The following is a 23,032-nucleotide window of genomic DNA, read 5'->3' as shown; positions in this document are numbered from 1 at the left end:
TTTCCTCGCCCGTTCGCTGCCGCTCCATGCCCGACCTGCTCGCCAATCTGAACCCCGAACAACTCGCCGCCGTCACGTTGCCGAACGAACCGGCGCTGATCCTCGCGGGGGCGGGCAGCGGCAAGACCCGCGTGCTGATCACGCGCATCGCGTGGCTGATCCAGCAGGGCTACGCATCGCCGCCCACCGTGCTGGCCGTCACCTTCACGAACAAGGCCGCGCGCGAGATGATGGCGCGCCTGTCGGCGATGATGCCGATCGACACGCGCGGGATGTGGATCGGCACGTTCCACGGCCTGTGCAACCGGATGCTGCGCACGCACTGGCGCGATGCCGGCCTGCCGCAGACCTTCCAGATCCTCGACACGGCCGACCAGCTGTCCGCGATCAAGCGGCTGATGAAGGCCGCGAACGTCGACGACGAAAAGTACCCGCCGAAGAACGTCCAGTACTTCATCAACAACGCGAAGGAGCAGGGGCTGCGCCCGGACAAGGTCGACGCGAGCGACAACTTCAACCGCAAGTTCGTCGAGCTGTACCAGGCGTACGACCAGCAGTGCCAGCGCGAGGGCGTCGTCGATTTCCCCGAGCTGCTGCTGCGCTGCTACGAACTGCTCGCGTACAACGCGCCGCTGCGCGCGCACTACCAGGCGCGCTTCCGGCACATCCTCGTCGACGAGTTCCAGGACACCAACAAGCTGCAGTACGCGTGGCTCAAGATGCTCGCGGGCGGCGAGAACGCGATCTTCGCGGTCGGCGACGACGACCAGTCGATCTACGCGTTCCGCGGCGCGAACGTCGGCAACATGCGCGACTTCGAAGACGAATTCCGCGTGCGCAACCTGATCAAGCTCGAGCAGAACTACCGGTCGCACGGCAACATCCTCGATGCGGCGAACCAGCTGATCTCGAACAACGCGCACCGTCTCGGCAAGAACCTGCGCACCGATGCGGGCCACGGCGAGCCCGTGCGCGTGTACGAGGCGAGCACCGATTCGCAGGAAGCGGGCTGGATCGTCGAGGAGATCCGTTCGCTGATCAACACCGGGATGGCGCGCAGCGAAGTGGCCGTCCTGTACCGCAGCAACGCGCAGTCGCGGTCGATCGAGCACACGCTGATGTCGTCGGGCATTCCGTACCGCGTGTACGGCGGCCTGCGCTTCTTCGAGCGTCAGGAAGTCAAGCATGCGCTCGCGTACCTGCGCCTGATCGACAACCCGAACGACGACACCGCGTTCGCGCGCGTCGTGAACTTCCCGACCCGCGGGATCGGCGCGCGCTCGATCGAGCAGCTCGCCGACGCCGCGCGCCTGTACGGCTGCTCGATGGCCGCCGCGATTCCGTACGTGACCGGCAAGGCCGGCACGAGCCTCGGCGGGTTCGCGAACCTGGTCGCGAAGATGCGCGCCGACACGCAGCACATGAACCTGCCCGACACTGTCGAGCACATCGTGCGCGCCAGCGGTCTCGCCGATTTCTACCAGGGCGAGCGCGAAGGCCAGGATCGCCTCGAAAACCTGCAGGAACTCGTGAACGCGGCCACCGCGTTCATCGCCGAGGAAGGCTACGGGCTCGACACGCCCGCCCGGTCGATCCCGCTGCGCGCGGGCGCGATCGCGGCGCCCGAGCTCGGCACGGCCACCGACGATCCGGCGCTCGACGTGCTCGATCCGGTGTCGCCCGCCGACCCGGCGCAGAACCCCGACACGATGACGCCGCTCGCGGGCTTCCTGTCGCATGCGTCGCTGGAGGCCGGCGACAACCAGGCGCAGGCCGGGCAGGACGCCGTGCAACTGATGACCGTGCACGCGGCGAAGGGGCTCGAATTCTCGGCCGTGTTCATCACGGGCCTCGAGGAAGGGCTGTTCCCGCACGAGAACAGCGTGCTCGAATCCGACGGCCTCGAGGAAGAGCGCCGGCTGATGTACGTCGCGATCACGCGTGCGAAGGAGCGGCTCTACCTGTCGTTCGCGCAAAGCCGGATGCTGCACGGCCAGACGCGCTACAACGTGCGCTCGCGCTTCTTCGACGAACTGCCGGAGCACGTGCTCAAGTGGCTGACGCCGAAGGTCGAGGCCGGTTCGCGCTGGGGCGGCCGTTCGGACAACGCCGGCTACGGGCGCGACTGGTTCGCGCGGCCCGGCGGCGGCAGCCGCGAGCAGATCGTCGATCCGGCCGTGTCCGCGCCGCTGCCCGCGTTCGCGGACAAGCAGCGGGCGGCCGATGCCGGCTTCCGGGTCGGCCAGCAGGTGTTCCATACCAAGTTCGGCGAAGGCACGGTCACCGCGCTCGAAGGCAACGGCACCGACGCGAAGGCGCAGGTGAAATTCAAGCGGCACGGCGAGAAGTGGCTCGCGCTCGCGGTCGCGAAGCTGCAGGCGGTGGAATGATGAACATCGACATCGCGGGTGCGGATTCGGCCCGTCCGCTCGGCATCCTGGCCGCGCTGCCCGAGGAACTCGGCGACCTGATCGCCGCGATGCGCGCCGACGGCGCGATGAAGACGGTCACGCTCGGCCGCCGCGACTATCACGTCGGCACCGTGCACGGCGCGGCCTGCGTCGTGACGCTCGCGCGGGTCGGCAAGGTCGCGGCCGCGGCCACGGTCAGCGCGCTGATCCACGTGTTCGGCGTCGCGGGCGTCGTGTTCACCGGCGTCGCGGGCGGCGTGTCGCGCACGGTGCGGGTCGGCGACGTCGTCGTGGCCGATACGCTGCTGCAGCACGACCTCGATGCGTCGCCGCTGTTTCCGCGCTACGAGGTGCCGCTGCTCGGCATCACGCGTTTCGCGACCGACGCGGCGCTCACCGCGCGCCTGAAGGCCGCCTGCACGCTGTTCGTCGCGGAAGAGGGCGCGCAGTTCGCCGAGCGCTTCGGGCTGGCCGGCGCGACGCTGCACGGCGGGCTCATCATCAGCGGCGACCGCTTCGTGTCGAGCGAGCACGAGGTCGTCGCGTTGCGCGACGCGCTGCCGGACGCGCTCGCGGTCGAGATGGAAGGCGCGGCGATCGCGCAGGTGTGCGCGGAACACGACGTGCCGTTCGCGCTCGTGCGCACGATTTCCGATACGGCCGACGATCACGCGACGCAGTCGTTCTCGCATTTCCTGTCGGCGATCGCGAGCAGCTATTCGTCCGGCATCCTCAAGCGTTTCCTGACGCTGCATGCGACGACGGCGGCCTGAAGCCGCCGTCGTATTTTTCCTCCGGATCGATCGAACGGCCGCGGCAACCCCGCCGCGGCCGGTTCGTCACGCGTTCTTGCGCCGGCTGCTTTCGAGGTTCGGCAGGAACACCGTCAGCACGCCGATCAGCGGCAGGAACGAGCACACCTTGTAGACGAACGTGATGCTCGTCGCGTCGGCGAGCTGGCCGAGCACGGCCGCACCGACGCCGCCGAGGCCGAACGCGAAGCCGAAGAACAGCCCCGCGACCATCCCGACCTTGCCGGGCATCAGTTCGGTCGCGTAGACGAGGATCGCGGCGAACGCCGATGCCAGCACGATGCCGATGATCACGGTCAGCACGCTGGTCCAGAACAGGTTCGCGTACGGCAGCAGCAGCGTGAACGGCGCGACGCCGAGGATCGACACCCAGATCACGTACTTGCGGCCGATCCGGTCGCCCACCGGGCCGCCGATCAGCGTGCCCGCCGCCACGGCCGCGAGGAACACGAACAGGTGGATCTGCGCGGCCTGCACCGACAGGTGGAACTTGTCGATCAGATAGAACGTGAAATAGCTGTTGATGCTCGCGAGGTAGAAATACTTCGAGAACACGAGCAGCACCAGCACGCCGATCGCGCCCATCACGCGGCCGCGCGACAGGGTCGGGTGGCCGGCCGCCGCGGCCTTCTTCTTCATCGACGGATGCTTCTTGTACCAGTGGCCGATCTGCGTGAGCACGATCATCGCGACGAGCGCGGCTGCCGAGAACCACGCGATGCTGTGCTGGCCGTGCGGAATGATCACGAGCGCGGCGAGCAGCGGCCCGAGCGCGGAACCCGCATTGCCGCCGACCTGGAACACCGACTGCGCGAGCCCGTGCTGGCCGCCCGACGCCATGCGCGCGACCCGCGACGATTCGGGGTGGAACACCGACGACCCGCAGCCGACGAGCGCCGCGGCCACCAGCAGCATCGGGAAATTCGGCGCGACCGACATCAGCAGCAGCCCCGCGAGCGTGAAGCCCATGCCGACCGGCAGCGAATACGGCTTCGGACGCTTGTCGGTATAGAGGCCGACGAGCGGCTGCAGCAGCGACGCGGTGATCTGGTAGGTGAGCGTGATCAGGCCGATCTGCGCGAACGACAGCGCGAACTGGCTCTTGAGCATCGGATAGATCGCGAGGATCAACGACTGGATCATGTCGTTGAGCATGTGCGAGAAGCTGATCGCGCCGAGCACCGGGTACACGGTGCGGGCGACGGGAGGGGCGGAAGGCTGGGAAGCGGTAGCGGCGGCGGCGCCGGAGTCGAGGCTGGTTTCCATGTGAGAGCTGAACGAGTTGAGGTGGCGGGCGCGCTCTGTCGGGGGCGGCGCGTCTTGAATCGTTGCTGCGTCAAAGAAGTGTAATGTGGCGTATCGAGAATGTCAGGACAAGTTTTATCGTGAATCGGACATTCCTCGGACGGATCGGCCGGTACCGGCTTTTTTGGCCGGGTATAACGCTGGCGGCGCGCCCGCCCGCAAGCGGAGGGGCGGCGCCGAGGCCGGTACGTGGTTTCCCGGACTCAAGAAGCGGCGATGGCGGCCGTAGTACGACCCAATGACAACAGGCGCGCCGCGCCCGGCACCGGCTATCCGCCGTGCGGGCGCAGGACGCGCGGCATGGCCAGCCATCGCGGGAACGCCGGGACCGACCTTTCCGGCCGCGTGATCAATACGGGGATAGTTCGATGAAAGCAGCATCTTTGCCTCCACAGCCCGGTGCGGCGGCCGCCGCACACGACGTTGCCGCCGGCCGCGCCGCACGGCGCGTGCGCGCGGCGCGTCGCGCGCGCCGGCCGTGGACCGTCAAGGCGACGTTGCGCGCCGCATTCGCGATCCTGCTTGTCGGAACGCTCGCGATCGGCGTGTTTTCGCTGTGGCAGATCAGCCGGCTGAATGCGTCGATCGCGTCGGTCTACGAACAGGGCCACGTCGCGAGCCGCGCGGCCGAGGAGGTCCGCGCCGAAGTGCTGCGCGCGAGCCGCGCGCAGAAGATGCTGCTGACCGCGACCACCGCGAAGGAGCGCGACGACCTGGGCGCCGACGTCGGCGCGGGGCTCGCGTCGATCGGCCAGGCACTCGGCACGCTGCAGCGCTACGCGGATCCGGCCGATGCCGACGATTCGGCGCGCCTGCGGGCATTCTCGACGGCGGTCGGCGCGTGGAGCGCGCATCTGCGCGATTTCGTCACGCTCGTGCGCGCGCAGCCGCTCGACCTGTCGCAGATGAACTGGCAGGTCGGCACGCAGGACGTGTCGCTGCTGGTCGAAACCGGCAAGCTCGAGAAGCTCGTCGCCGAACTGGTGAAGACGCGCGGCGCGAAATCGAAGGCGACGCTCGATGCGTCCGCGACCATTTTCTCGTCGTCGTTCGCGATGATCGCGGCGATGACGGGCGCGCTGATCGTGCTCGCGATCGTGATCGCCGAGCGTGTCGTGCGCCGCCTCGTGTCGCAGCTCGGCGGCGAGCCCGCGCATGCGAAGGCGATCGCCGCGGACATCGCGCGCGGCGACCTGACGCGACCGATCGAGCTGGGCCGGCACGACCGCGACAGCATCGTGCGTGCGCTGGCCGAGATGCAGACGGGGCTCGCGGCGACCGTCGGCGAGATCGCCGTCAGCGCCGAGGCGATCGCCGCCGCGTCGGGCGAGATTTCCACCGGCAACCTCGATCTGTCGAAGCGCACCGAGCAGCAGGCCGTCGCGCTCGAGCGCACCGCGGCCAGCATGGAGCAGCTCACGTCGACCGTCCGGCAGAATGCCGAGAACGCTCGGCAGGCGAGCGCGCTCGCGGCCAATGCGTCGGCCGTCGCGGAAACGGGCGGGGAAGTGGTCGGCCGCGTGGTGGCGACGATGAGCGAGATCGACGACAGCGCGAAGAACATCCGCGACATCATCGGCACGATCGAGGGGATCGCGTTCCAGACGAACATACTCGCGTTGAATGCGGCGGTCGAGGCCGCGCGCGCCGGCGAACAGGGGCGCGGCTTCTCGGTGGTCGCAGGCGAGGTCCGCCTGCTCGCGCAGCGCTCGGCCACCGCGGCGAAGGAGATCCGCGCGCTGATCGGCGCGTCGGTCGAGCGCGTCGCGAACGGCGCCGCACTTGCGCACGATGCGGGCCGCACGATGGACGACGTCGTACGCGCGGTCAAGCGCGTGACCGACATCATCGGCGAAATCTCCGCCGCATCGGACGAGCAGAGCGCCGGCATCGACGAAATCGGCCGCGCGGTCACGCAGATGGATGCCGGCACGCAGCAGAACGCGGCGCTCGTCGAACAGGCGGCCGCCGCGGCGAATGCGCTCGACGAGCAGGCGCAGGCGCTGAAGTCGCTGGTCGGGCGCTTTCGCCTCGCCGCGTAAGCGCCGCGACGCGGGGCGACGCGCTTACGACTTCTTCTTCGCGTCCGGATCGATGATGACCGTGCAGGTCGTGCCCGCCGACAGCACCACGTCGGCCGGCACCTCGTCGATCCGGATGCGCACCGGCACGCGCTGCGCGAGGCGCACCCAGTTGAACGTCGGGTTCACGTCCGCGACGAGGTCGCGGCTTTGCGGGTTGTCGCGATCGTAGATGCCGCGCGAGATGCTCTCGACGTGGCCCTTCATCACCCCGCCGCTCATCAGCCGCATCTCGGCCGGCGCGCCGATCTTCACGCGCGGCAGCTTGGTTTCCTCGAAGTAGCCGTAGACCCAGAACGAATGGCTGTCGACGATCGCGAGCTTCGCCTGCCCGGCCACCGCGTAGTTGCCCTTGAACGTCTGCAGGTTCGTGACGTAGCCGTCGACCGGCGCGACCACGCGTGTGCGTTCGAGGTTGAGCTTCGCGGCGTCGAGCGCGGCGATCGCCTGCTGATACTGCGCATCGGCGCTCGACGCGCTGTGCGCCGCGTTCTCGCGGTTTTCCTTCGACACGACGAGCGCATCGAGATCCGCGCGGCGTGCCGCGTCGTCGCGGCGCATCTGCAGTTCCGCGCGGCGGGCGGCGACGGCCGCCTGCGCCTGCTCGACCGCGATCTGGTAATGCGACGGATCGATCTGCATGATCAGGTCGCCCTTTTTCACGAGCTGGTTGTCATGCACGGGCAGCTCGACGATCGCGCCCGACACGTCCGGCGCGACGTTGACGATCTCGGCGCGCACGCGCCCGTCGCGCGTCCACGGATCGTCCATGTAGTGCACCCACAGCGAGCGCCCGATCAGGATCGCGACGAGAAGAATGACGGCGGTCGCGACGAAGCCGAAGAGTTTTCTGAGAATCATGATGGTTCGGAATCAACGGTAAACGGCAAGACTCAGTCCGCCGCAAATGCAGACGAGAAGGCAGGCCCGGAACAGCGACGGGTGCCAGACGAGACGGTAGAGGCCCGTATAGGCGAGCAGGCGGTCGACGGCCCAGGTCGCGAGCGCGCCGAGGACGAACATCAGCACCACCGTGGGCATGTAGGCATCGAGAATGGCGATTTCACGCGGCATCATGACGAGGCTCCTGGTTGGGGACGCACGGGGCGGTTGCGGTCGAGCGCGGCGAGCGGCGATTCGGGATCGAGCAGCGCCGTGCGCACGAAATGCAGATGGCTCAGGATGCGCTGCAGCCGGTGGCGTTCGTCGCGCGACGGCGTGAACGCGTCGAGCGTCTGCCGGGTCGCGTCGATCGCGTCGTTGACCGCGGCGAGCGTCGCATCGAAGCGTTCGGCGTCGGGCCGCGTGAACAGCGACGACAGCGCGGCGCGCATCGTCTCGATCGCGCGTCGCCACGGCATCGTCGGCGCATAGCGCGGGTCCGGCGGCAGCGTGGCCAGCTCGTGGCGCAGGTCGATGGCCGCGTTGCCGGTTTCGAGCACCGCGAACATCCAGCGCAGCGCGTCGCGCTGCACGTCGGGCTGGTCGGCCGACAGCGAGTGCGCCTGGTACATCAGGTCGCGCGCGCCGCTCTCGAAACGCGTGCGCAATCCGGCGAGCCGCGCGTGGCACGCCGCGACGGCCTGGTGGCGCAGGTCGGCGAGCAGCCGCTTCTTGAGCCACGGCGCGGTCGGCGGGAACATCACCGCGAATGCGATCGCCGAGACCAGCATCGACAGCAGCAGCGCGAGTGCGTCGTTCATGAAGCTGGTGGGATCGTAGTGCGTGATGCTGTCGGGGCCGGCGAGGAAGCAGAAGAAGATCAGGTAGCCCATCCCGTAGCCCGCGAGCTTCGGCTTCAGCGTCATGTAGATGCCGATCGCCAGCAACGGCGCGAGCGCCGCGCACAGCAGCCAGAAGCCGTCGATCCGCGGGTAGATGCCGAACATCAGCAGGAAGCCGGTGCAGACGGCCAGCGCGGTGCCCATTCCCATCTGCGCGGCCATCGCGGTCGGGCGGGGCGCCGACGATGCGAGCGCGCAGGTCGCCGCCGCGTTCAGCACCAGCATCACGCCGCTCGGCCAGGCGGTCTCGATCCAGAACCAGCCCAGCGCGAGAATGACCGTCGCGGTGCGGATGCCGGCGATCGTGGCGGCCGTCCGGTTGGTGCGCGGCTCGTAGCGTTCGATCCAGCGTTCGCGCTCGTGGGTCGCGGTCGCGAGCGACGCGTAGGTCGCCGCGTATTCCTGCAGGTCGGTGATGAAGCGGTATAGCAGCTCGGCGGCCGTGTCGAAGTCGAGCAGCGGGAAGCCGGGCTGCGTTTCGAGTGCCGCGCGCGTCGCCCGGATGCGGCGCGGCAGCGCGTCGCGCCACGCGAGCAGCTGCTCGGCCGAGTGCGCGGCGTCGATCGACGTGCGCACGGGTTCGCCGTGGCGCGTGAGCAGCGGCGCGATTTCGCGGAAATACGGTTCGATCGCATCGATCGCCGCCTGCGCGCCGGCCGCGTGCAGCCGGTTCATCAGCTGGTGCAGCGCGTGAAAGCGGCTCGACGCGCTCATGAACTCGCTGTTCAGCCGGGCGAGGCGGCCGCTGCGCATGCGCGTGTCCGGATTCTCGAACACGGCCATGCTGCGCGCGGCTTCGAAGCCGACCACGTCGGCGACGAAGCGCGTGTGGATGGTCTCGATGTGCGCGCGGTCGAGCTGGCCCGACAGCGCCGACGCGACGTAGTCGACGAAGCTGCCGAAGCGCTTGCGCACCGTCGTGCGCATCTGCTCGCCCGTGTATTGCGGAAACACGAGTGCGCTGACCACGCCGGCCGACACGATCCCGATGATGACTTCGGACACGCGCGTCATCGCGCTCATGAACGCACCGTCCGGGTGCTGCGACGCGGGCAGGCCGATCAGCGCGGTCGTATAGCCGGCGAGCAGGAAGCCGTAGCTGCGGAAGTTGCGGTTGCGCGCGGCACCCGCGGTGCACAGCGCGATCCACACCGCGACCGCCAGCAGGAACAGCTGCGGCTGCTGCGGGAACAGCCCGACGAACGTGAGCGTCGCGATGAGCCCGAAGATCGTGCCGGCGACCCGGTAGAAGCTCTTCGCGAGCACCGCGCCGCTTTGCGGCTGCATCACGATGAACACCGTGGTCATCGCCGTTTTCGGTGCAGGCAGGTCGAGCCGCATCGACACGCCGAGCGCGATGAAGGTCGCGAGCAGCGCCTTGAACAGATAAAGCCACGCGGCGCCGTCGGTGCGGGCCCAGTCGCCGAACGCGGTGCTCCAGGTCGCGAACGGGCCGCCGGCAGGCGTGGAGGCGGGGGAGGAGGCTGACATGGTGTCGCTCCTCGTTACCGTGCGGCCGGCACGCCGGACGCACCGGCGGCCGCCACCCGGGCGGGCCGCGCGACTGCCGCCGCGGGCTTCGCAGCCGATGCGGCAGCGCTCGCGCTGGTGCCCGCGGCGGATTCGTCATGCGACGGATGGCCGCCCGGCACGTCGGTGCCGGTTTCGACGCCGCCGCCGAGCGCGGCCATCAGCTGCGCGTGCGCGGCGAGGCGCTCCGCGTCGATCCGGGCGGCCGTTTCCTGCGCGCGCAGCAACTGCTGCTGGGCGACCAGCACGTTCACGTAATCGGTCAGCCCGCGGCGGAAGCCTTCGCGCGACAACTGGTAGCTGCGGTCGTTGGCGGCCACCGAGCGTGCGGCGTCCTTCTTCTGCGTATCGAGCGAACGGATCCGCACGACCTGGTCGGCGATGTCCTTGAGCGCGCCGACGATCGTCTGGTTGTAGCGCTCGACCGCCTGGTCGTAGCCGGCATTCGCCGCGCCGAGTTGCGCGCGCAGCCGGCCGCCTTCGAAGATCGGCAGCGACAGCGCGGGGCCGGCCGTCCAGCCGCCGTTCATCGCGCGCAGGAAGTCGGTGAACGGTGCGGTCACGCCGAAGCCGCCGACCGTCGCGAGCAGATCGATGTTCGGGTAGAACGACGCCTTTGCGACATCGATGCCGCGCGCCTGCGCGTCGACCGTCCAGCGCGCCGCGACGACGTCGGGGCGGCGGCCGAGCAGGTCGGCCGGCATCGCCGACGGCAGGCCGGCCGGCGCGTCGAGCGACAGTTGCGGCCGCTTGATCGCGTCGCCGGCGCCCGGGCCCTTGCCGGCCAGCGCGGCGAGCTGGTGCCGCGCGAGCTGGATCGCTTCCTCGTAGCTGTCGATCTGGCGCTCATAGTCGGGCAGCGTCGATTCCGCCTGGCTCACTTCGAGCTGCGTGCCGAGGCCCGCCTGCAGCCGCTTGCGCGCGAGATCGGCGAGCGCATGCTGGCGTTCGAACGTCTGATGCGCGAGGTCGAGCAGCGCGTAGTTCATCGACATGCCGACGTACGCGCGCACGACGTTGACTTCGAGTTCGAGCTTCGCCGCACGCGCGTCGGCGGCGGTGGCATGCGCGGTGTCGAGTGCGCGCTCGGTCGCGTTCTTGTCCTTGCCCCACAGGTCGAGGTGGTACGACAGGCCGAGCGTGCCGGTGTTGTTCCAGGTGTCGGCGTTCGCGAGCGGACCCGGCCCGTAGTACACGTTGTCCGGCCAGTGCTCGCGCATCAGCGACAGGTTGCCGTTGATCTGCGGCAGCTCGGCCGAACGCGCCACGCGCGCCATCGCCTGCGCTTCGCGCACGCGTGCCTCGGCGGCCGCGAGGGTCGGATTGCCGGCCTGGGCGCTGGCGATCCACGCGTCGAGTTGCGGATCGCGGTAGGCGCGCCACCAGTCGGCCGCGGGCCAGCCCGCGTCACGGTCCGCCGCACGGATCGCGGCGCCGGCATCGAGCGCGTTCGCGTCGATGCGGGCCGACTGCGGCTTGTTGTCGCCCATGCTCGCACACCCGGCCATTATTAATGAGACTGCAAGAACCGCCAGTGCGAGCGTCCCTTTTGTCGCCGGAGACTGCACGATTTTCTCCCTTTCGGATATAGATGAGTCGGATGCGATTATATTTTTCAGTGATTCCTGAATAAATGGACAAGGGTGCAAGTCATTTTTACGAATCCTGAGACAATACTTGTTCGCCTCTGTGCAACAATCCGTCCGGATTCAAACGGGTAATGGGATGGATACGCTACAAAACATGCGGGTGTTCGTCCGCGTGGTCGACGCGGGAAGCTTTACCGCGGCCGCCCAGCAGATGAATTCGACCACCGCCTACGCGTCGCGCGCGGTCTCGGACCTCGAGGCCCACCTGCGCACGCGCCTGCTGAACCGCACGACGCGCCGGATCGCGCTGACCGAAGCCGGCGAGCGCTATCTGCAGCGCTGCGAGCAGATCCTCGCGTACGTCGACCAGGCCGAAGCCGAGGCGGGCGATGCGCACGCGCGCCCGTCGGGCAAGCTGAAGGTGCATTGCTTCACGAGTCTCGGCCAGCACTATCTGGTGCCGGCCATCGCGCGCTATCGCGAGCGCTATCCGGACGTGCACGTCGAGCTGACGCTCGCGCAGCGGATGCCCGACCTGCTCGACGAGGGGTACGACGTCGCGATCGTCGTCGGCCGCGACCTGCCCGATTCGGGGCTCGTGTCGCAGCGGCTCGGCGAGAGCTACAGCGTGGTGTGTGCGTCACGCAATTACGTCGAGGTGCACGGCGTGCCGCAGCGGCCGGCAGATCTCGCGCAGCACGTCTGCCTCGGGATGGTCGCGCCGGGGTTCCAGTTCGACGAATGGGCGCTGGCGGGGCCGAACGGCGACGAGGTCGTCCCGATCACGGCGCCGCCGTTTCGCGTGAACGTCGCCGAGGCGCTCGCGGTGGCCGTACGGGAAGGGATGGGGATCGGCGGGTTGCCGCTCTATTCGGCGATCGGCTGGCTGCGCAGCGGGCACATCGTGCGCGTGATGCCCGAATACCGGTCGCACGTGATGAACATCTACGCGCTGTATCCGTCGCGCCAGTACCTCGACGCGAAAATTCGCACCTGGGTCGATTTCCTGCGCGACGAACTCCCGGCCACGCTCGCGGCCGACGAAGCCGCGCTCGAGCAGTACACGCGTGCGACATGACCGCGCGGTGGGCCGCAATCTGACGAGATTTGTCCTTCACGCAACATTTTTTTACGAACGCGTGTCAGACAGTTTGTTATTGTGGAAACTAACGAGATACGGAACCCCGGAGTAGCGATGGACACGCACCTGATGATCGGCCTTGGAGTCCTGCTGGGCGCGGCCGCGGCCGCCGCGGCGACCCGCGACCTGCTGCGCGCGATGAAGGCGAAGGCGCGGATGAAGCCGGTGCCGGTGCGGGTGCGCGAGCTCCGTCGCCCGGGCCGCTGATCCCGCGGTCACGCTCCGGGTCGCAACCACGCAACAGGCCGCGCAACGCGGCCGGCAGGCTCGGTGTTCAGCCGAGCTCGACGACCTTGTCCCATGCGAACGCGGTATTTTCCCGTTCGCCGGTGCGCCGGTGGATATAGCCGCGCGGGTTGCACACCACGCGCGTGCCGCCGTCCGCCACATAATCGAATGACGTATGCGTGTGGCCGTGGAGCCACAGATCCGCCGGCGGCCGCACCAGTTCCGCCATGTCCGTGACGAATCCCGCCGACGCCAGATCCTGCGCATAGCGCTGCGCCAGCGAGCGCCGGTGCGGCGCATGGTGGGTGACGACGATCGTGCGGCCCGCGAACGGCGCCGCGAGCTGCGTTTCCAGCCACGTGCGGCTGCGTCGATGCAGCGCGATCGCGTCGGCCGGCGAGAAATCCCGTTCCGGCGCGCCCTGCGCCGCATGCAGCGCCGCGTCGTGCGGCCAGGTCACCTGGATCAAACCCTTGAAATCGAGCATCACGCGCAGCCCGGCGTCGATCGCGTTCGCCACGCTGGCTTCGTCGGCGCCGAACAGTGAAAAATCGGCCCAGAGCGTCGTGCCGAGCACGCGGAAACGTTGGCCGGGATCGACGTAGACGTCGTTGTTCAGGTAATGCACGTTGTCGAGCGCCTGCGCCGCGTCGCGCATCGCCGTCTCCAGCGCGCCGAATTCCCCGTCGTAATACTCGTGGTTGCCCGGCACGTAGATCACCGGCACCGCCGGATCGAACGTTTCGGCGGCCCAGCGCAGGCCTTCCGCGTGATTGTGGATGTCGCCGGCCAGCACGACGAGATCCGCGTCGGCATGCGGGATCGCGTCGGGCAGGTTGCTTTCGAGATGCAGGTCGGACAGGACGCGAACTTTCACGGGCTTGGCTCCGGAGTGGGCGGCTTCAGCGCAGGACCTTGCCGGGATTCATCAGGCCGCGCGGGTCGAGTGCGGTCTTCAGCGTGCGCATCAGCGTCGTTTCCACCGGCGACTTGTAACGCTGCGCGTCGTCGATCTTCAGCTGCCCGATCCCGTGCTCCGCGCTGATCGTGCCGTGATGGCGATGCACGTTGTCGTAGACGATCCGGTTGATCGGCGCCTGGAACGCGGCCAGGAACGCCTTCGGGTCGCCGCCTTCGGGCATCTGCACGTTGTAGTGGAGATTGCCGTCGCCGAGGTGGCCGAACGTCACCATTCGCGCGCCCGGCGCGGCCTGCTGGATCGCCGCGTCGGTCTCGTCGATGAAGCGCGCGATCGACGAAATCGGCACTGCGATGTCGTGCTTGATGTTCAGCCCCTCGTCGGCCTGCGCGAGCGGGATGTGCTCGCGCAGGTCCCAGAACGCGCGCGACTGCGCGAGGTTCTCCGCGACCACCGCGTCGATCACGAGCCCGGCCTCGAACGCTTCTTCCATCAGTTTCTCGAACAGCGCGCGCGCATGCGCTTCGCTTTCGTTGTCGGACAGTTCGAGCAGCACCGTCTGCGCATGCGCTTGCGCGAACGGGTAGCGCAGTTGCGGGTAATGCTTGCCGACCAGCTGCATGCAGAAGTCCGACATCAGCTCGAAGCCGGTCAGCAGCGGCCCGGCCGCGCGCTGCGCGAGGGCGAGGAAATCGAGCGCCGCGTGCGGCGATTCGAGCGCGGCGAGGGCGGTGACCTGCGCGGCCGGCAGCGGGTGCAGCTTCATCACGGCCGCCGTGATGATCCCGAGCGTGCCTTCCGCGCCGATGAACAGGTCGCGCAGATCGTAGCCGGTGTTGTCCTTGCGCAGTCCGCGCAGTCCGTCCCAAATCTCTCCCTGCGGCGTCACCACCTCGAGCCCGAGGCACAGCTCGCGCGCATTGCCGTAGCGCAGCACCGCGGTCCCGCCCGCATTGGTCGACAGGTTGCCGCCGATCGTGCAGCTGCCTTCCGCCGCGAGGCTCAGCGCGAACAGCCGGCCGCCTTCGCGGGCGCGTGCCTGCACGTCGGCGAGGATCACGCCGGCTTCGACGGTGATCGTGTTGTTGTGCGGATCGAGTGCACGCACGCGGTTCAGCCGCGCGGCGCTCAGCACGGCCTGGCTGCCGCTCGCGTCGGGCGTGGCGCCGCCGGCTAGGCCCGTGTTGCCGCCTTGCGGCACGAGCGCGATGCCGTGTGCATTGGCCAGCCTGACGAGCGCGGCGACTTCGGCCGTGTTCGCCGGCTTCAGCACCGCGCACGCCGCGCCCTTGTAGCGGCGGCGCCAGTCGGTCAGGAACGGTTCGGTATCGTGCGGATCGGTCAGCACATAGTCGGCGCCGATCGCGTCGCGGCACGCGGAAACGAAAGCTTCGGAAGACATCATCACCTTGTCGCGTAAGGGTCAGGACGCGGCGCGCGATTTTTTCGCCGCGCGCTTGAACGGCGCGACGTACGCCAGCGCCGCCACGAAGAAGCCGACGGCAAGCGCGGTCTCGCACCAGCCGAGCGTCGCGGACAGCCCGCGATCGGACATGCCGCGCACGACGCCTTCGGCGAAATAGACGAGGATCAGCATGCTCGCCCACTGCATCGTATAGATGTTACGCCGCCAGACGCCGGGCAGCGCGAGCGCGAGCGGGATCGCCTTGAGCATCAGCGCGGAGCCGCCCGGGCGCAGCGGCGCGAGCCGCAACTCCCACGCGAGCGACAGCGCGATCAGCGCGACGAGGCACGCGGCGGCGATCAGTGCGTAGCGCGGACGGGCCGCGGCGGCGGGGCGGGCGGGCGCGTTCATGCGGCGTCGGCGGCCTGGGCATTGGCGAGGGCGGCCGCCGCGCGTGCGAGCCGCACGCCGAGCGCGGCCGCGAGCGCCTTTTCGTCCGCCGACAGCCCGGCGGCTGCCGAGCGGTCGTGCTGCGCGACGTGCGATGCGCCGTACGGCGTGCCGCCGGTGCGCGTCGTGCTGAGTGCGGATTCCGTGTACGGGATGCCGACGATCATCATGCCGTGATGGAGCAGCGGCAGCATCATCGACAGCAGCGTCGATTCCTGGCCGCCGTGGAGGCTGCCGGTCGACGTGAACACGCTCGCCGGCTTGCCGGTCAGCGCGCCGGACAGCCATTGCGGCGTGGTGCCGTCGAGGAAATACTTGAGCGAGGCTGCCATGTTGCCGAAGCGGGTCGGCGAGCCGAGCGCGAGGCCCGCGCATTCCTCGAGATCGCGCAATTCCGCGTACGGCGGGCCGTCGGCGGGGATGTCGGGGGCGGTGGCTTCGCAGACGGCGGACACGGGCGGCACCGTGCGGATGCGAGCCTGCATGCCCGGCACGCTGTCGATGCCGTTCGCGATCGCGAGCGCGAGATCGCGCGTGGCGCCGTGACGGCTGTAATAGAGGACGAGGATGTCTTTCATGGGCGACGGAGCCGCGTGCGTCCGCGCGCGTGCCCGGTGCAGTCGGCCCCTGCTGGAATCGAGCGGCTATTATAGGGGCTGAAGCCGTCGCGCAGCGCGACGGCGGCGCGCCTCCAGGCGCGCGGTATCACGAAGGAGAAGTCGTTTGCCGAAGTTGAGCGTGGATCTCGACACCATCAAGCGCCTCGCGCAGTTCGCGGCCCGGCGCAGCGCCGAGGATCGCATTCCGCAAGTGGCGGGCAGCCTGACGTTTACGACGATGCTGGCGCTCGTGCCGCTCGTGACGGTCGCGTTCGCGCTGTTCACCGCGTTCCCGATGTTCGCGTCGTTCCAGATCTCGCTGCAGGGGTTCCTGGCCGATCACCTGATGCCCGCGCAGTTCAACATCCAGATCTTCAAGTACCTGAACCAGTTCGCGTCGAAGGCGAAGGGGCTGACGACGGCCGGCCTGATCGTGCTCGTCGTCACGTCCGTGATGACGATGATGACGATCGAGTCGGCATTCAACCTGATCTGGCGCGTGCGCAAGCCGCGGCCGTTCGCACAGCGCGTGCTCGCGTACTGGGCGCTGATCACGCTCGGCCCGCTGCTGTTCGGCGTGAGCCTGTCGATCTCGTCGTACCTGTTTACGCAGTCGCTGGCGTTCACCGGCGCCGCACCGTCGACGTCGATCGTCGAGTGGCTGCTCGCGCTCGCGTCGCTGCCGCTGACGGTGCTCGCGTTCACGCTGCTGTACGTGTACCTGCCGAACTGCACGGTCGCATGGCGCGACGCCGTGATCGGCGGGCTGTTCGCGGCCGTCGCGTTCGAACTCGCGAAGCGCGGCTTCGGCTACTACGTGCGTCGCATTCCGACCTATACGGCCGTCTACGGCGCGTTCGCGGCGCTCCCGGTGTTCCTGCTCTGGGTGTATCTGAGCTGGTTCATCGCGCTGCTCGGTGCGATGGTGGCCTCCGCGCTGCCGGCGATCCGCGTCGGCCAGTTCCACCGCATCCACTATCCGGGCAGCGACCTGCTCGACGCGCTGGAAATGCTCGCGCGGCTCACCGACGCGCGCACGGCCGGCAAGCGCGGCTACACGGCGATGCGGCTCGCGACCATGTTGCGCTGCGACATGGAAACCGCGCAGCGCCTGCTGACGACGATGGAGGAGCGGGAGTGGATTGCGCGGCTCGACGGCGGCGGCGAGACCACGCCGCGCTACATCCTGCTCGCGAATCCGGAGCAGTTGACGCTTGCGCAACTGTTCGACGTGCTGGTGATCGACCGCACCGAGCTCACCTACCAGTTGCAGCGCCGCCGCAGCCACGTCGACGGCGGCGCGCTGCTCGCGGTGCTGTCGAGCGAGCGCTTCGACGTGTCGCTCGCGACGCTGATCGCCGCGCACCGCGTGGCCGGCGCGCAGCCGGCGGGTGCCCCGGGGCAGGCGCCGGGCGGCGTGTCCGACCCGCAGGCGCGGCCGCCGCGGCCCGCGTGAGCGGGGCGGCCGGCCGTTACAGCGGGATTTTTCCCGTGCAAATGTCCTTGAACATTACCCAGTCGCCCATCAGGCTGTAGATCGGGTGCCGGAACGTGGCCGGGCGGTTCTTCTCGAAGAAGAAGTGTCCGACCCATGCGAACCCATAGCCGCAGACGATCGCCGCCGGCAGCCACAGCCAGTGGCCGGTCGCGATCGCCATCGCGACGCAGCCGATCACGCCGAGCGAGCCGATGAAGTGCAGCCGTCGCGACGTCAGGTTCTGGTGTTCGTTCAGGTAATACGGGTAGAAATCGGCGAAGCTGGCGAATTGCTCCGAATGCGTATGCGCCATGGACGTCTCCTCCGGCCGCGGTTCACGGGGCCATTGTGCGGCCGGCAGACCGCTTCCGCAAGCGGGGCGCGGCCCGCCGCGCGGGCCCGCGCTTTCCTTTTGACAGGCTTTCCGATAGGATCGAAAGAGGTTTTGCATTCAAGCATGAGGGGACTACGATGCGCGTCAGCGATATTCTGAAAGTGAAGGGCAACACGCTGTTTACCGTGACGCCCGATAAGCCGCTGCGCGAAGCGGTCGATACGATGGCAGAGCACGACATCGGTTCGCTCGTCGTGATGGAGTACGGCGATCTCGTCGGGATGCTCACGTTCCGCGAGATCATCCTGCGCCTGCGCGAAAACGGCGGCGCGATCGGCGACGTGCAGGTGCGCAAGGTGATGGACGAGCCGCTCACGTGCACGCCGGAAACCGACGTCAACGAAGTGCGCCGGATGATGCTCGAGCGCCATGCGCGCTACATGCCGGTGCTCGACAAGAAGGTGCTGATGGGCGTCATTTCGTTCTACGACGTCGCGAAGACGGTCGTCGAGGCGCAGAGCTTCGAGAACCGGATGCTGAAGGCGTACATCCGCGACTGGCCGGAATCGGAAGCCGAAGCGCACAAGTCGTGAATCACGCCGCGCCCGTCGCCGTCATGCGCGGGCGCTGCCACCCGGCTCGCGGCGGCGCAGGTTCGTCCTGCGCCGCCGTTTTTCCAACGACCACACGAGGCCCGTGCAGCGTCGCCCAGACGGCGCGCACGTATTCCGCATGAGCGATCAAACGCAAGTCACTTCCGGGCGGCGTGGCGACCCGCGCGCCCACGCATCGCAGTTCGACCTGCTGCGCGAGCGCCGTTTCGCGCCGTTCTTCACGACCCAGTTCCTCGGCGCGCTGAACGACAACGTCTTCAAGATCGGCTTCACGTCGCTCGTCACCTATCACACCGCGCGGTTCGCCGGCGTCGATGCGAAGACGGCGGCCTTCCTGATTTCCGCGATCTTCATCCTGCCGTTCGTGCTGTTCTCGGCCACCTCCGGCCAGATCGCCGACAAGTACGACAAGGCGACCCTCACGCGTTTCGTGAAGACCTTCGAAATCGTGTTGATGCTGGTCGGCGCCGCCGGCTTCGTCACGCACAGCGCCGCGCTGCTGTATCTGTGCACGTTCATGATGGGGATGCACTCGACGCTGTTCGGGCCCGTCAAGTATTCGTACCTGCCGCAGCATCTCGCCGAGCATGAGCTGGTCGGCGGCAACGGCCTCGTCGAGATGGGCACGTTCATCGCGATCCTGATCGGCACGATCATCGGCGGCGCGGCCGCGGGGATCGAGGGCAATGGCGAGCGCGTGCTCGCGGTGAGCGTCGTCGTCATCGCGCTCGCGGGGCGCCTGGTCGCGCAGCGCGTGCCGTCGACGCCGGCGCCGCAGCCCGACCTCGTGATCAACTGGAATCCGGTCAGCGAAACATGGCGCAACCTCGGGCTCGCGCGCCAGAACCGCACCGTGTTCCTGAGTCTGCTCGGCATCTCGTGGCTGTGGTTCGTCGGTGCGACGTTCCTCACGTCGTTCTTCAATTTCGCGAAGGACGTGCTGTCCGCGAGCCCCGACGTCGTCACGATCCTGCTCGCGACGTTCTCAGTCGGCATCGGCCTCGGTTCTTTGCTGTGCGAACGGTTGTCGCAGCGGCGCGTCGAGATCGGCCTCGTGCCGCTCGGCTCGATCGGCATCAGCGTGTTCGCGATCGAGCTGTACTTCGCGAGCCACGCGCTGCCGTCGCCCGGCCATCTGCTGTCGGTCGGCGAATTCCTGGCCGGCGCGCGCCACTGGCGCATCCTCGCGGACCTGTTCCTGCTCGCGATGTTCGGCGGCTTCTACAGCGTGCCGCTGTACGCGCTGATCCAGAGCCGCAGCGCGCCGACGCACCGCGCGCGGATCATCGCCGCGAACAACATCCTGAACGCGCTGTTCATGATCCTGTCGGCCGTGATGGCGATGGGGCTGACGAAGGCCGGCGTCGATATCCCGGGCCTGTTCCTCGTCACGGCGCTGCTGAACGTGATCGTCGCCGCGTATATCTATCTGCTCGTGCCCGAGTTCCTGCTGCGCTTCGTCGCTTGGGTGCTCGTGCACACCTTCTACCGGATTCGCCTCGTACACGCGGAGCGGATTCCGGCGCAAGGGGCGGCCGTGCTCGTGTGCAACCACGTCAGCTACGTCGATGCGCTGGTGCTGGCCGCCGCGAGTCCGCGGCCGATCCGCTTCGTGATGGATCACCGGATCTTCAAGACACGCTTCGCGAGCTGGGTGTTCCGGCATGCGAAGGCCATCCCGATCGCGCCGCGTCACGAGGATCCCGCGATGCTCGCGCGGGCGTACGACGCCTGCGAGGCGGCGCTGAAGGACGGCGAACTCGTGTGCATCTTCCCCGAAGGGAAGCTGACGAAAACCGGCGACATCAACACGTTCCACCACGGCATCACGGAGATCCTGACCCGCACGCCGGCGCCGGTGATTCCGATGGCGCTGCGCGGGCTGTGGGGCAGCTATTTCTCGCGGCATTCCGATGCGCGGATGCCGCGCCCCATCAAGCGCGGCGCGATGAGCCGGCTGACGCTTGCCGTCGGCGAGCCGATCCCGGCGTCGGTCGCGACGCCCGACGCGCTGCAGGCTGCGGTCACCGAGTTGCGCGGCGCGCGGAAGTAGGCGGGCGCCCGGCGGCCGGCATTCGGCTGCAATCGGGCCGGAACGGGCTTCCTGCCGCACCGGTCGGGCCGCGAACGCGAGTTGGGGGCGCCTGGGCCGCGTGGCATGCGGCCCGCGGGCCCCGGACGGCTGGCATAATAGCGGCTTACCTCTTTTCTCGACCGGCAAACGATCGGCCTGCCTGCGGCCTCGGCAGCGCATCGGTTTGCCTATTTCTCTTTGGGCGGTTCCATCATGTCCGGCAATACCCTCGGCACGCTTTTCACTGTCACGACCTTCGGCGAATCGCACGGTCCCGCGATCGGCTGCGTGATCGACGGCTGCCCGCCGGGAATGGGGCTGACCGAAGCCGACATCCAGGTCGAGCTCGATCGCCGCAAGCCCGGCACGTCGCGTCACGTGACGCAGCGGCAGGAGGCCGACGAGGTCGAGATCCTGTCGGGCGTGTTCGAAGGCGTGACGACCGGCACGCCGATCGCGCTGCTGATCCGCAACACCGACCAGCGCAGCAAGGATTACGGCAACATCGTCGAGACGTTCCGTCCCGGTCACGCCGACTACACCTACTGGCAGAAATACGGCATCCGCGACTACCGCGGCGGCGGCCGCTCGTCGGCGCGCCTGACCGCGCCGATCGTCGGCGCGGGTGCGGTCGCGAAGAAGTGGCTGCGCGAGCGCTTCGGCGTCGAGGTGCGCGGCTACATGAGCGGCTTGGGCGAAATCGACGTGCCGTTCGTCGACTGGTCGCACGTGCACGAAAATCCGTTCTTCTCTCCGAACGCGGCGGTCGTGCCGGAACTCGAGGCGTACATGGATGCGCTGCGCAAGGACGGCGACTCGATCGGCGCGCGCATCGACGTCGTCGCATCGGGCGTGCCGGTCGGCTGGGGCGAGCCTGTGTTCGACCGTCTCGATGCGGATATCGCCAAGGCGATGATGAGCATCAACGCGGTGAAGGGTGTCGAGATCGGCGCGGGCTTCGACAGCGTCGCGCAGCGCGGCTCGGTGCATGGCGACGAACTGACGCCGGGCGGTTTCGTCGGCAACCATGCGGGCGGCGTGCTCGGCGGAATTTCGACCGGGCAGGACATCACCGTGTCGATCGCGATCAAGCCGACGTCGAGCATCCGCACGCCGCGCCGCTCGATCACGAAGGCCGGTGACGAAGCGACGGTGGAAACCTTCGGCCGCCACGATCCGTGCGTCGGCATTCGGGCGACGCCGATCGCCGAGTCGATGCTCGCGCTGGTGCTGATCGACCATGCGCTACGCCATCGCGCGCAGTGCGGCGACGTCGAGACGCCGACGCCGAAGATCGCAGGCAGCGCAACCTGACGCAAGCGGGCGGGGCGCAGCGCGTCACGCCCGGCGCGAAGAATGCAAAACGGGGCGCTGCTTCAGGCAGCGCCCCGTTTTCGTTTGCGGCGGTTCGCGGTGACAAAAACGCGCCGTTCGCGGCGGCGCGTTTAGGTCATTACATGTTCGGGTAATTCGGCCCGCCGCCGCCTTCCGGCGTGACCCACACGATGTTCTGCGTCGGGTCCTTGATGTCGCAGGTCTTGCAGTGCACGCAGTTCTGCGCGTTGATCACCAGCCGGTCGCTGCCGTCGTCGTTCTTCACGAACTCGTACACGGCCGCCGGGCAGAAACGCCCCTCCGGCCCCGCGTACGTGCGCAAGTTCACGTTCACCGGCACGTTCGCATCCTTCAGCGTCAGGTGCGCCGGCTGGTTCTCCTCGTGGTTCGTGTTCGAGATGAACACCGACGACAGCCGGTCAAACGTCAGCTTGCCGTCCGGCTTCGGATACTCGATCGGCTGGCATTGCGACGCCGGCTTCAGCATCTCGTGGTCCGCGTGCTTGTGATGCAGCGTCCACGGCACGTTGCCGCCCATCACCTTCTGCTCGAGCCCGACCATCAGCGTGCCCAGGTACAGCCCCTTGGCCATCCACTGCTTGAAGTTGCGCGCGCGGTACAGCTCCGTGTACAGCCACGATTGCTTGAAGGCGTCCGGGTACGCGTTGAGTTCGTCCGACTGGCGGCCGGCCTGCACCGCATCGAACGCGGCGTCGGCCGCCAGCATGCCGGTCTTGATCGCCGCGTGGCTGCCCTTGATCCGCGACGCGTTCAGGAAGCCCGCGTCGTCGCCGATCAGCGCGCCGCCCGGGAACACCGTCTTCGGCAGCGACAGCAGCCCGCCGGCCGTGATCGCGCGCGCGCCGTACGACACGCGCTTGCCGCCTTCCAGGAACGCGCGGATCGACGGATGCGTCTTGTAGCGCTGGAATTCCTCGAACGGC

General features: G+C 68.4%; 20 protein-coding genes. 9 read left to right on the top strand and 11 right to left on the bottom strand.

The window, feature by feature from the left end; all coding sequences use genetic code 11:
* Nucleotides 1-26: 26 nt before the first annotated feature.
* Complete coding sequence (locus tag HWX08_RS23540) at nt 27-2,390, top strand: UvrD-helicase domain-containing protein (protein ID WP_069256436.1); 2,364 nt, start codon at nt 27-29, stop codon at nt 2,388-2,390.
* Nucleotides 2,387-3,184 carry a 5'-methylthioadenosine/adenosylhomocysteine nucleosidase gene (locus tag HWX08_RS23535; RefSeq protein WP_174921981.1) on the top strand — a complete coding sequence of 266 codons (798 nt, stop codon included), beginning with the start codon at nt 2,387-2,389 and terminating at the stop codon, nt 3,182-3,184. Before HWX08_RS23540 ends, HWX08_RS23535 begins: the two co-directional genes overlap by 4 nt.
* A 66-nt stretch (nt 3,185-3,250) precedes the next feature.
* Here the strand turns inward: HWX08_RS23535 and HWX08_RS23530 are convergent, their stop codons facing one another.
* Entirely contained in the window at nt 3,251-4,489 is a 1,239-nt protein-coding gene (locus HWX08_RS23530) for an MFS transporter (protein ID WP_069256438.1), read from the bottom strand.
* Between the two features lie 407 nt (nt 4,490-4,896).
* Here HWX08_RS23530 and HWX08_RS23525 point away from each other — a divergent pair, with 407 nt between their 5' ends.
* Complete coding sequence (locus HWX08_RS23525) at nt 4,897-6,570, top strand: methyl-accepting chemotaxis protein (RefSeq protein ID WP_174921980.1); 1,674 nt, start codon at nt 4,897-4,899, stop codon at nt 6,568-6,570.
* 24 nt (nt 6,571-6,594) lie between these two features.
* Here the strand turns inward: HWX08_RS23525 and HWX08_RS23520 are convergent, their stop codons facing one another.
* The 4 genes from HWX08_RS23520 to HWX08_RS23505 are packed head-to-tail and all read right to left on the bottom strand — an operon-like array spanning nt 6,595 to nt 11,491.
* Nucleotides 6,595-7,470 (bottom strand): efflux RND transporter periplasmic adaptor subunit, encoded by an 876-nt coding sequence (locus HWX08_RS23520; RefSeq protein ID WP_069256440.1) that lies wholly within the window; start codon nt 7,468-7,470, stop codon nt 6,595-6,597.
* A gap of 12 nt (nt 7,471-7,482) precedes the next feature.
* Nucleotides 7,483-7,686: a DUF1656 domain-containing protein gene (locus HWX08_RS23515; RefSeq protein ID WP_011351756.1), complete on the bottom strand. Its 204-nt coding sequence runs from the start codon at nt 7,684-7,686 to the stop codon at nt 7,483-7,485.
* Nucleotides 7,683-9,884, bottom strand: a complete 2,202-nt coding sequence (locus tag HWX08_RS23510; RefSeq protein ID WP_069256441.1) for an FUSC family protein — start codon at nt 9,882-9,884, stop codon at nt 7,683-7,685. Before HWX08_RS23510 ends, HWX08_RS23515 begins: the two co-directional genes overlap by 4 nt.
* Nucleotides 9,885-9,898: 14 nt before the next feature.
* Nucleotides 9,899-11,491: an efflux transporter outer membrane subunit gene (locus HWX08_RS23505; protein ID WP_084636013.1), complete on the bottom strand. Its 1,593-nt coding sequence runs from the start codon at nt 11,489-11,491 to the stop codon at nt 9,899-9,901.
* A 157-nt stretch (nt 11,492-11,648) separates the two neighbouring features.
* On the opposite strand from HWX08_RS23505, the gene HWX08_RS23500 reads away from it, so the two are divergent.
* A complete protein-coding gene (locus HWX08_RS23500) occupies nt 11,649-12,590 on the top strand; it encodes a LysR family transcriptional regulator (protein ID WP_174921979.1) in 942 nt (313 codons plus the stop codon).
* A gap of 117 nt (nt 12,591-12,707) precedes the next feature.
* Nucleotides 12,708-12,860, top strand: coding sequence for a hypothetical protein (locus tag HWX08_RS23495; RefSeq protein WP_167375365.1), 153 nt, complete (start codon nt 12,708-12,710; stop codon nt 12,858-12,860).
* 67 nt (nt 12,861-12,927) lie between these two features.
* On the opposite strand, the gene HWX08_RS23490 is transcribed toward HWX08_RS23495, so the two are convergent.
* Genes HWX08_RS23490 through wrbA form a run of 4 tightly spaced genes read right to left on the bottom strand, consistent with a single transcriptional unit; the run spans nt 12,928 to nt 16,233 of the window.
* A complete protein-coding gene (locus HWX08_RS23490) occupies nt 12,928-13,758 on the bottom strand; it encodes a metallophosphoesterase (RefSeq protein ID WP_107312350.1) in 831 nt (276 codons plus the stop codon).
* A gap of 25 nt (nt 13,759-13,783) precedes the next feature.
* Nucleotides 13,784-15,205 carry an FAD-binding oxidoreductase gene (locus HWX08_RS23485; RefSeq protein WP_174921978.1) on the bottom strand — a complete coding sequence of 474 codons (1,422 nt, stop codon included), beginning with the start codon at nt 15,203-15,205 and terminating at the stop codon, nt 13,784-13,786.
* 18 nt (nt 15,206-15,223) lie between these two features.
* A complete protein-coding gene (locus HWX08_RS23480; protein ID WP_069256445.1) occupies nt 15,224-15,616 on the bottom strand; it encodes a DUF2069 domain-containing protein in 393 nt (130 codons plus the stop codon).
* Nucleotides 15,613-16,233, bottom strand: a complete 621-nt coding sequence (wrbA, locus tag HWX08_RS23475) for an NAD(P)H:quinone oxidoreductase (protein WP_069256446.1) — start codon at nt 16,231-16,233, stop codon at nt 15,613-15,615. The genes HWX08_RS23480 and wrbA overlap by 4 nt, the downstream gene beginning before the upstream one ends.
* 145 nt (nt 16,234-16,378) lie before the next feature.
* Here wrbA and HWX08_RS23470 point away from each other — a divergent pair, with 145 nt between their 5' ends.
* The gene (locus HWX08_RS23470) at nt 16,379-17,710 is read left to right on the top strand and encodes a YihY family inner membrane protein (RefSeq protein WP_069256447.1); all 1,332 of its coding nucleotides are present in this window, start codon (nt 16,379-16,381) and stop codon (nt 17,708-17,710) included.
* 16 nt (nt 17,711-17,726) lie between these two features.
* Here the strand turns inward: HWX08_RS23470 and HWX08_RS23465 are convergent, their stop codons facing one another.
* Nucleotides 17,727-18,044, bottom strand: coding sequence for an Mpo1-like protein (locus HWX08_RS23465; protein ID WP_069256448.1), 318 nt, complete (start codon nt 18,042-18,044; stop codon nt 17,727-17,729).
* Between the two features lie 158 nt (nt 18,045-18,202).
* Between HWX08_RS23465 and HWX08_RS23460 the strand changes: the two genes are divergently transcribed.
* The 3 genes from HWX08_RS23460 (at nt 18,203) to aroC (ending at nt 22,067) form a co-directional block, all read left to right on the top strand.
* Entirely contained in the window at nt 18,203-18,658 is a 456-nt protein-coding gene (locus tag HWX08_RS23460; protein ID WP_107312353.1) for a CBS domain-containing protein, read from the top strand.
* Nucleotides 18,659-18,797: 139 nt separating this feature from the next.
* Entirely contained in the window at nt 18,798-20,732 is a 1,935-nt protein-coding gene (locus HWX08_RS23455; RefSeq protein ID WP_107312354.1) for an MFS transporter, read from the top strand.
* Nucleotides 20,733-20,966: 234 nt separating this feature from the next.
* Nucleotides 20,967-22,067 carry a chorismate synthase gene (gene aroC / locus HWX08_RS23450; protein ID WP_043183141.1) on the top strand — a complete coding sequence of 367 codons (1,101 nt, stop codon included), beginning with the start codon at nt 20,967-20,969 and terminating at the stop codon, nt 22,065-22,067.
* Nucleotides 22,068-22,206: 139 nt separating this feature from the next.
* Here the strand turns inward: aroC and HWX08_RS23445 are convergent.
* A partial coding sequence (locus tag HWX08_RS23445; RefSeq protein ID WP_175807082.1) for an electron transfer flavoprotein-ubiquinone oxidoreductase occupies nt 22,207-23,032 on the bottom strand: 826 nt, incomplete at its 5' end.

Origin of the sequence: Burkholderia metallica (assembly GCF_902832845.1) — a bacterium.
Classification (GTDB): Bacteria; Pseudomonadota; Gammaproteobacteria; order Burkholderiales; family Burkholderiaceae; genus Burkholderia; species Burkholderia metallica.
The sequence above is the reverse complement of the archived record's forward strand: the minus strand, read 5'-3'. Positions and strand labels throughout refer to the sequence as shown.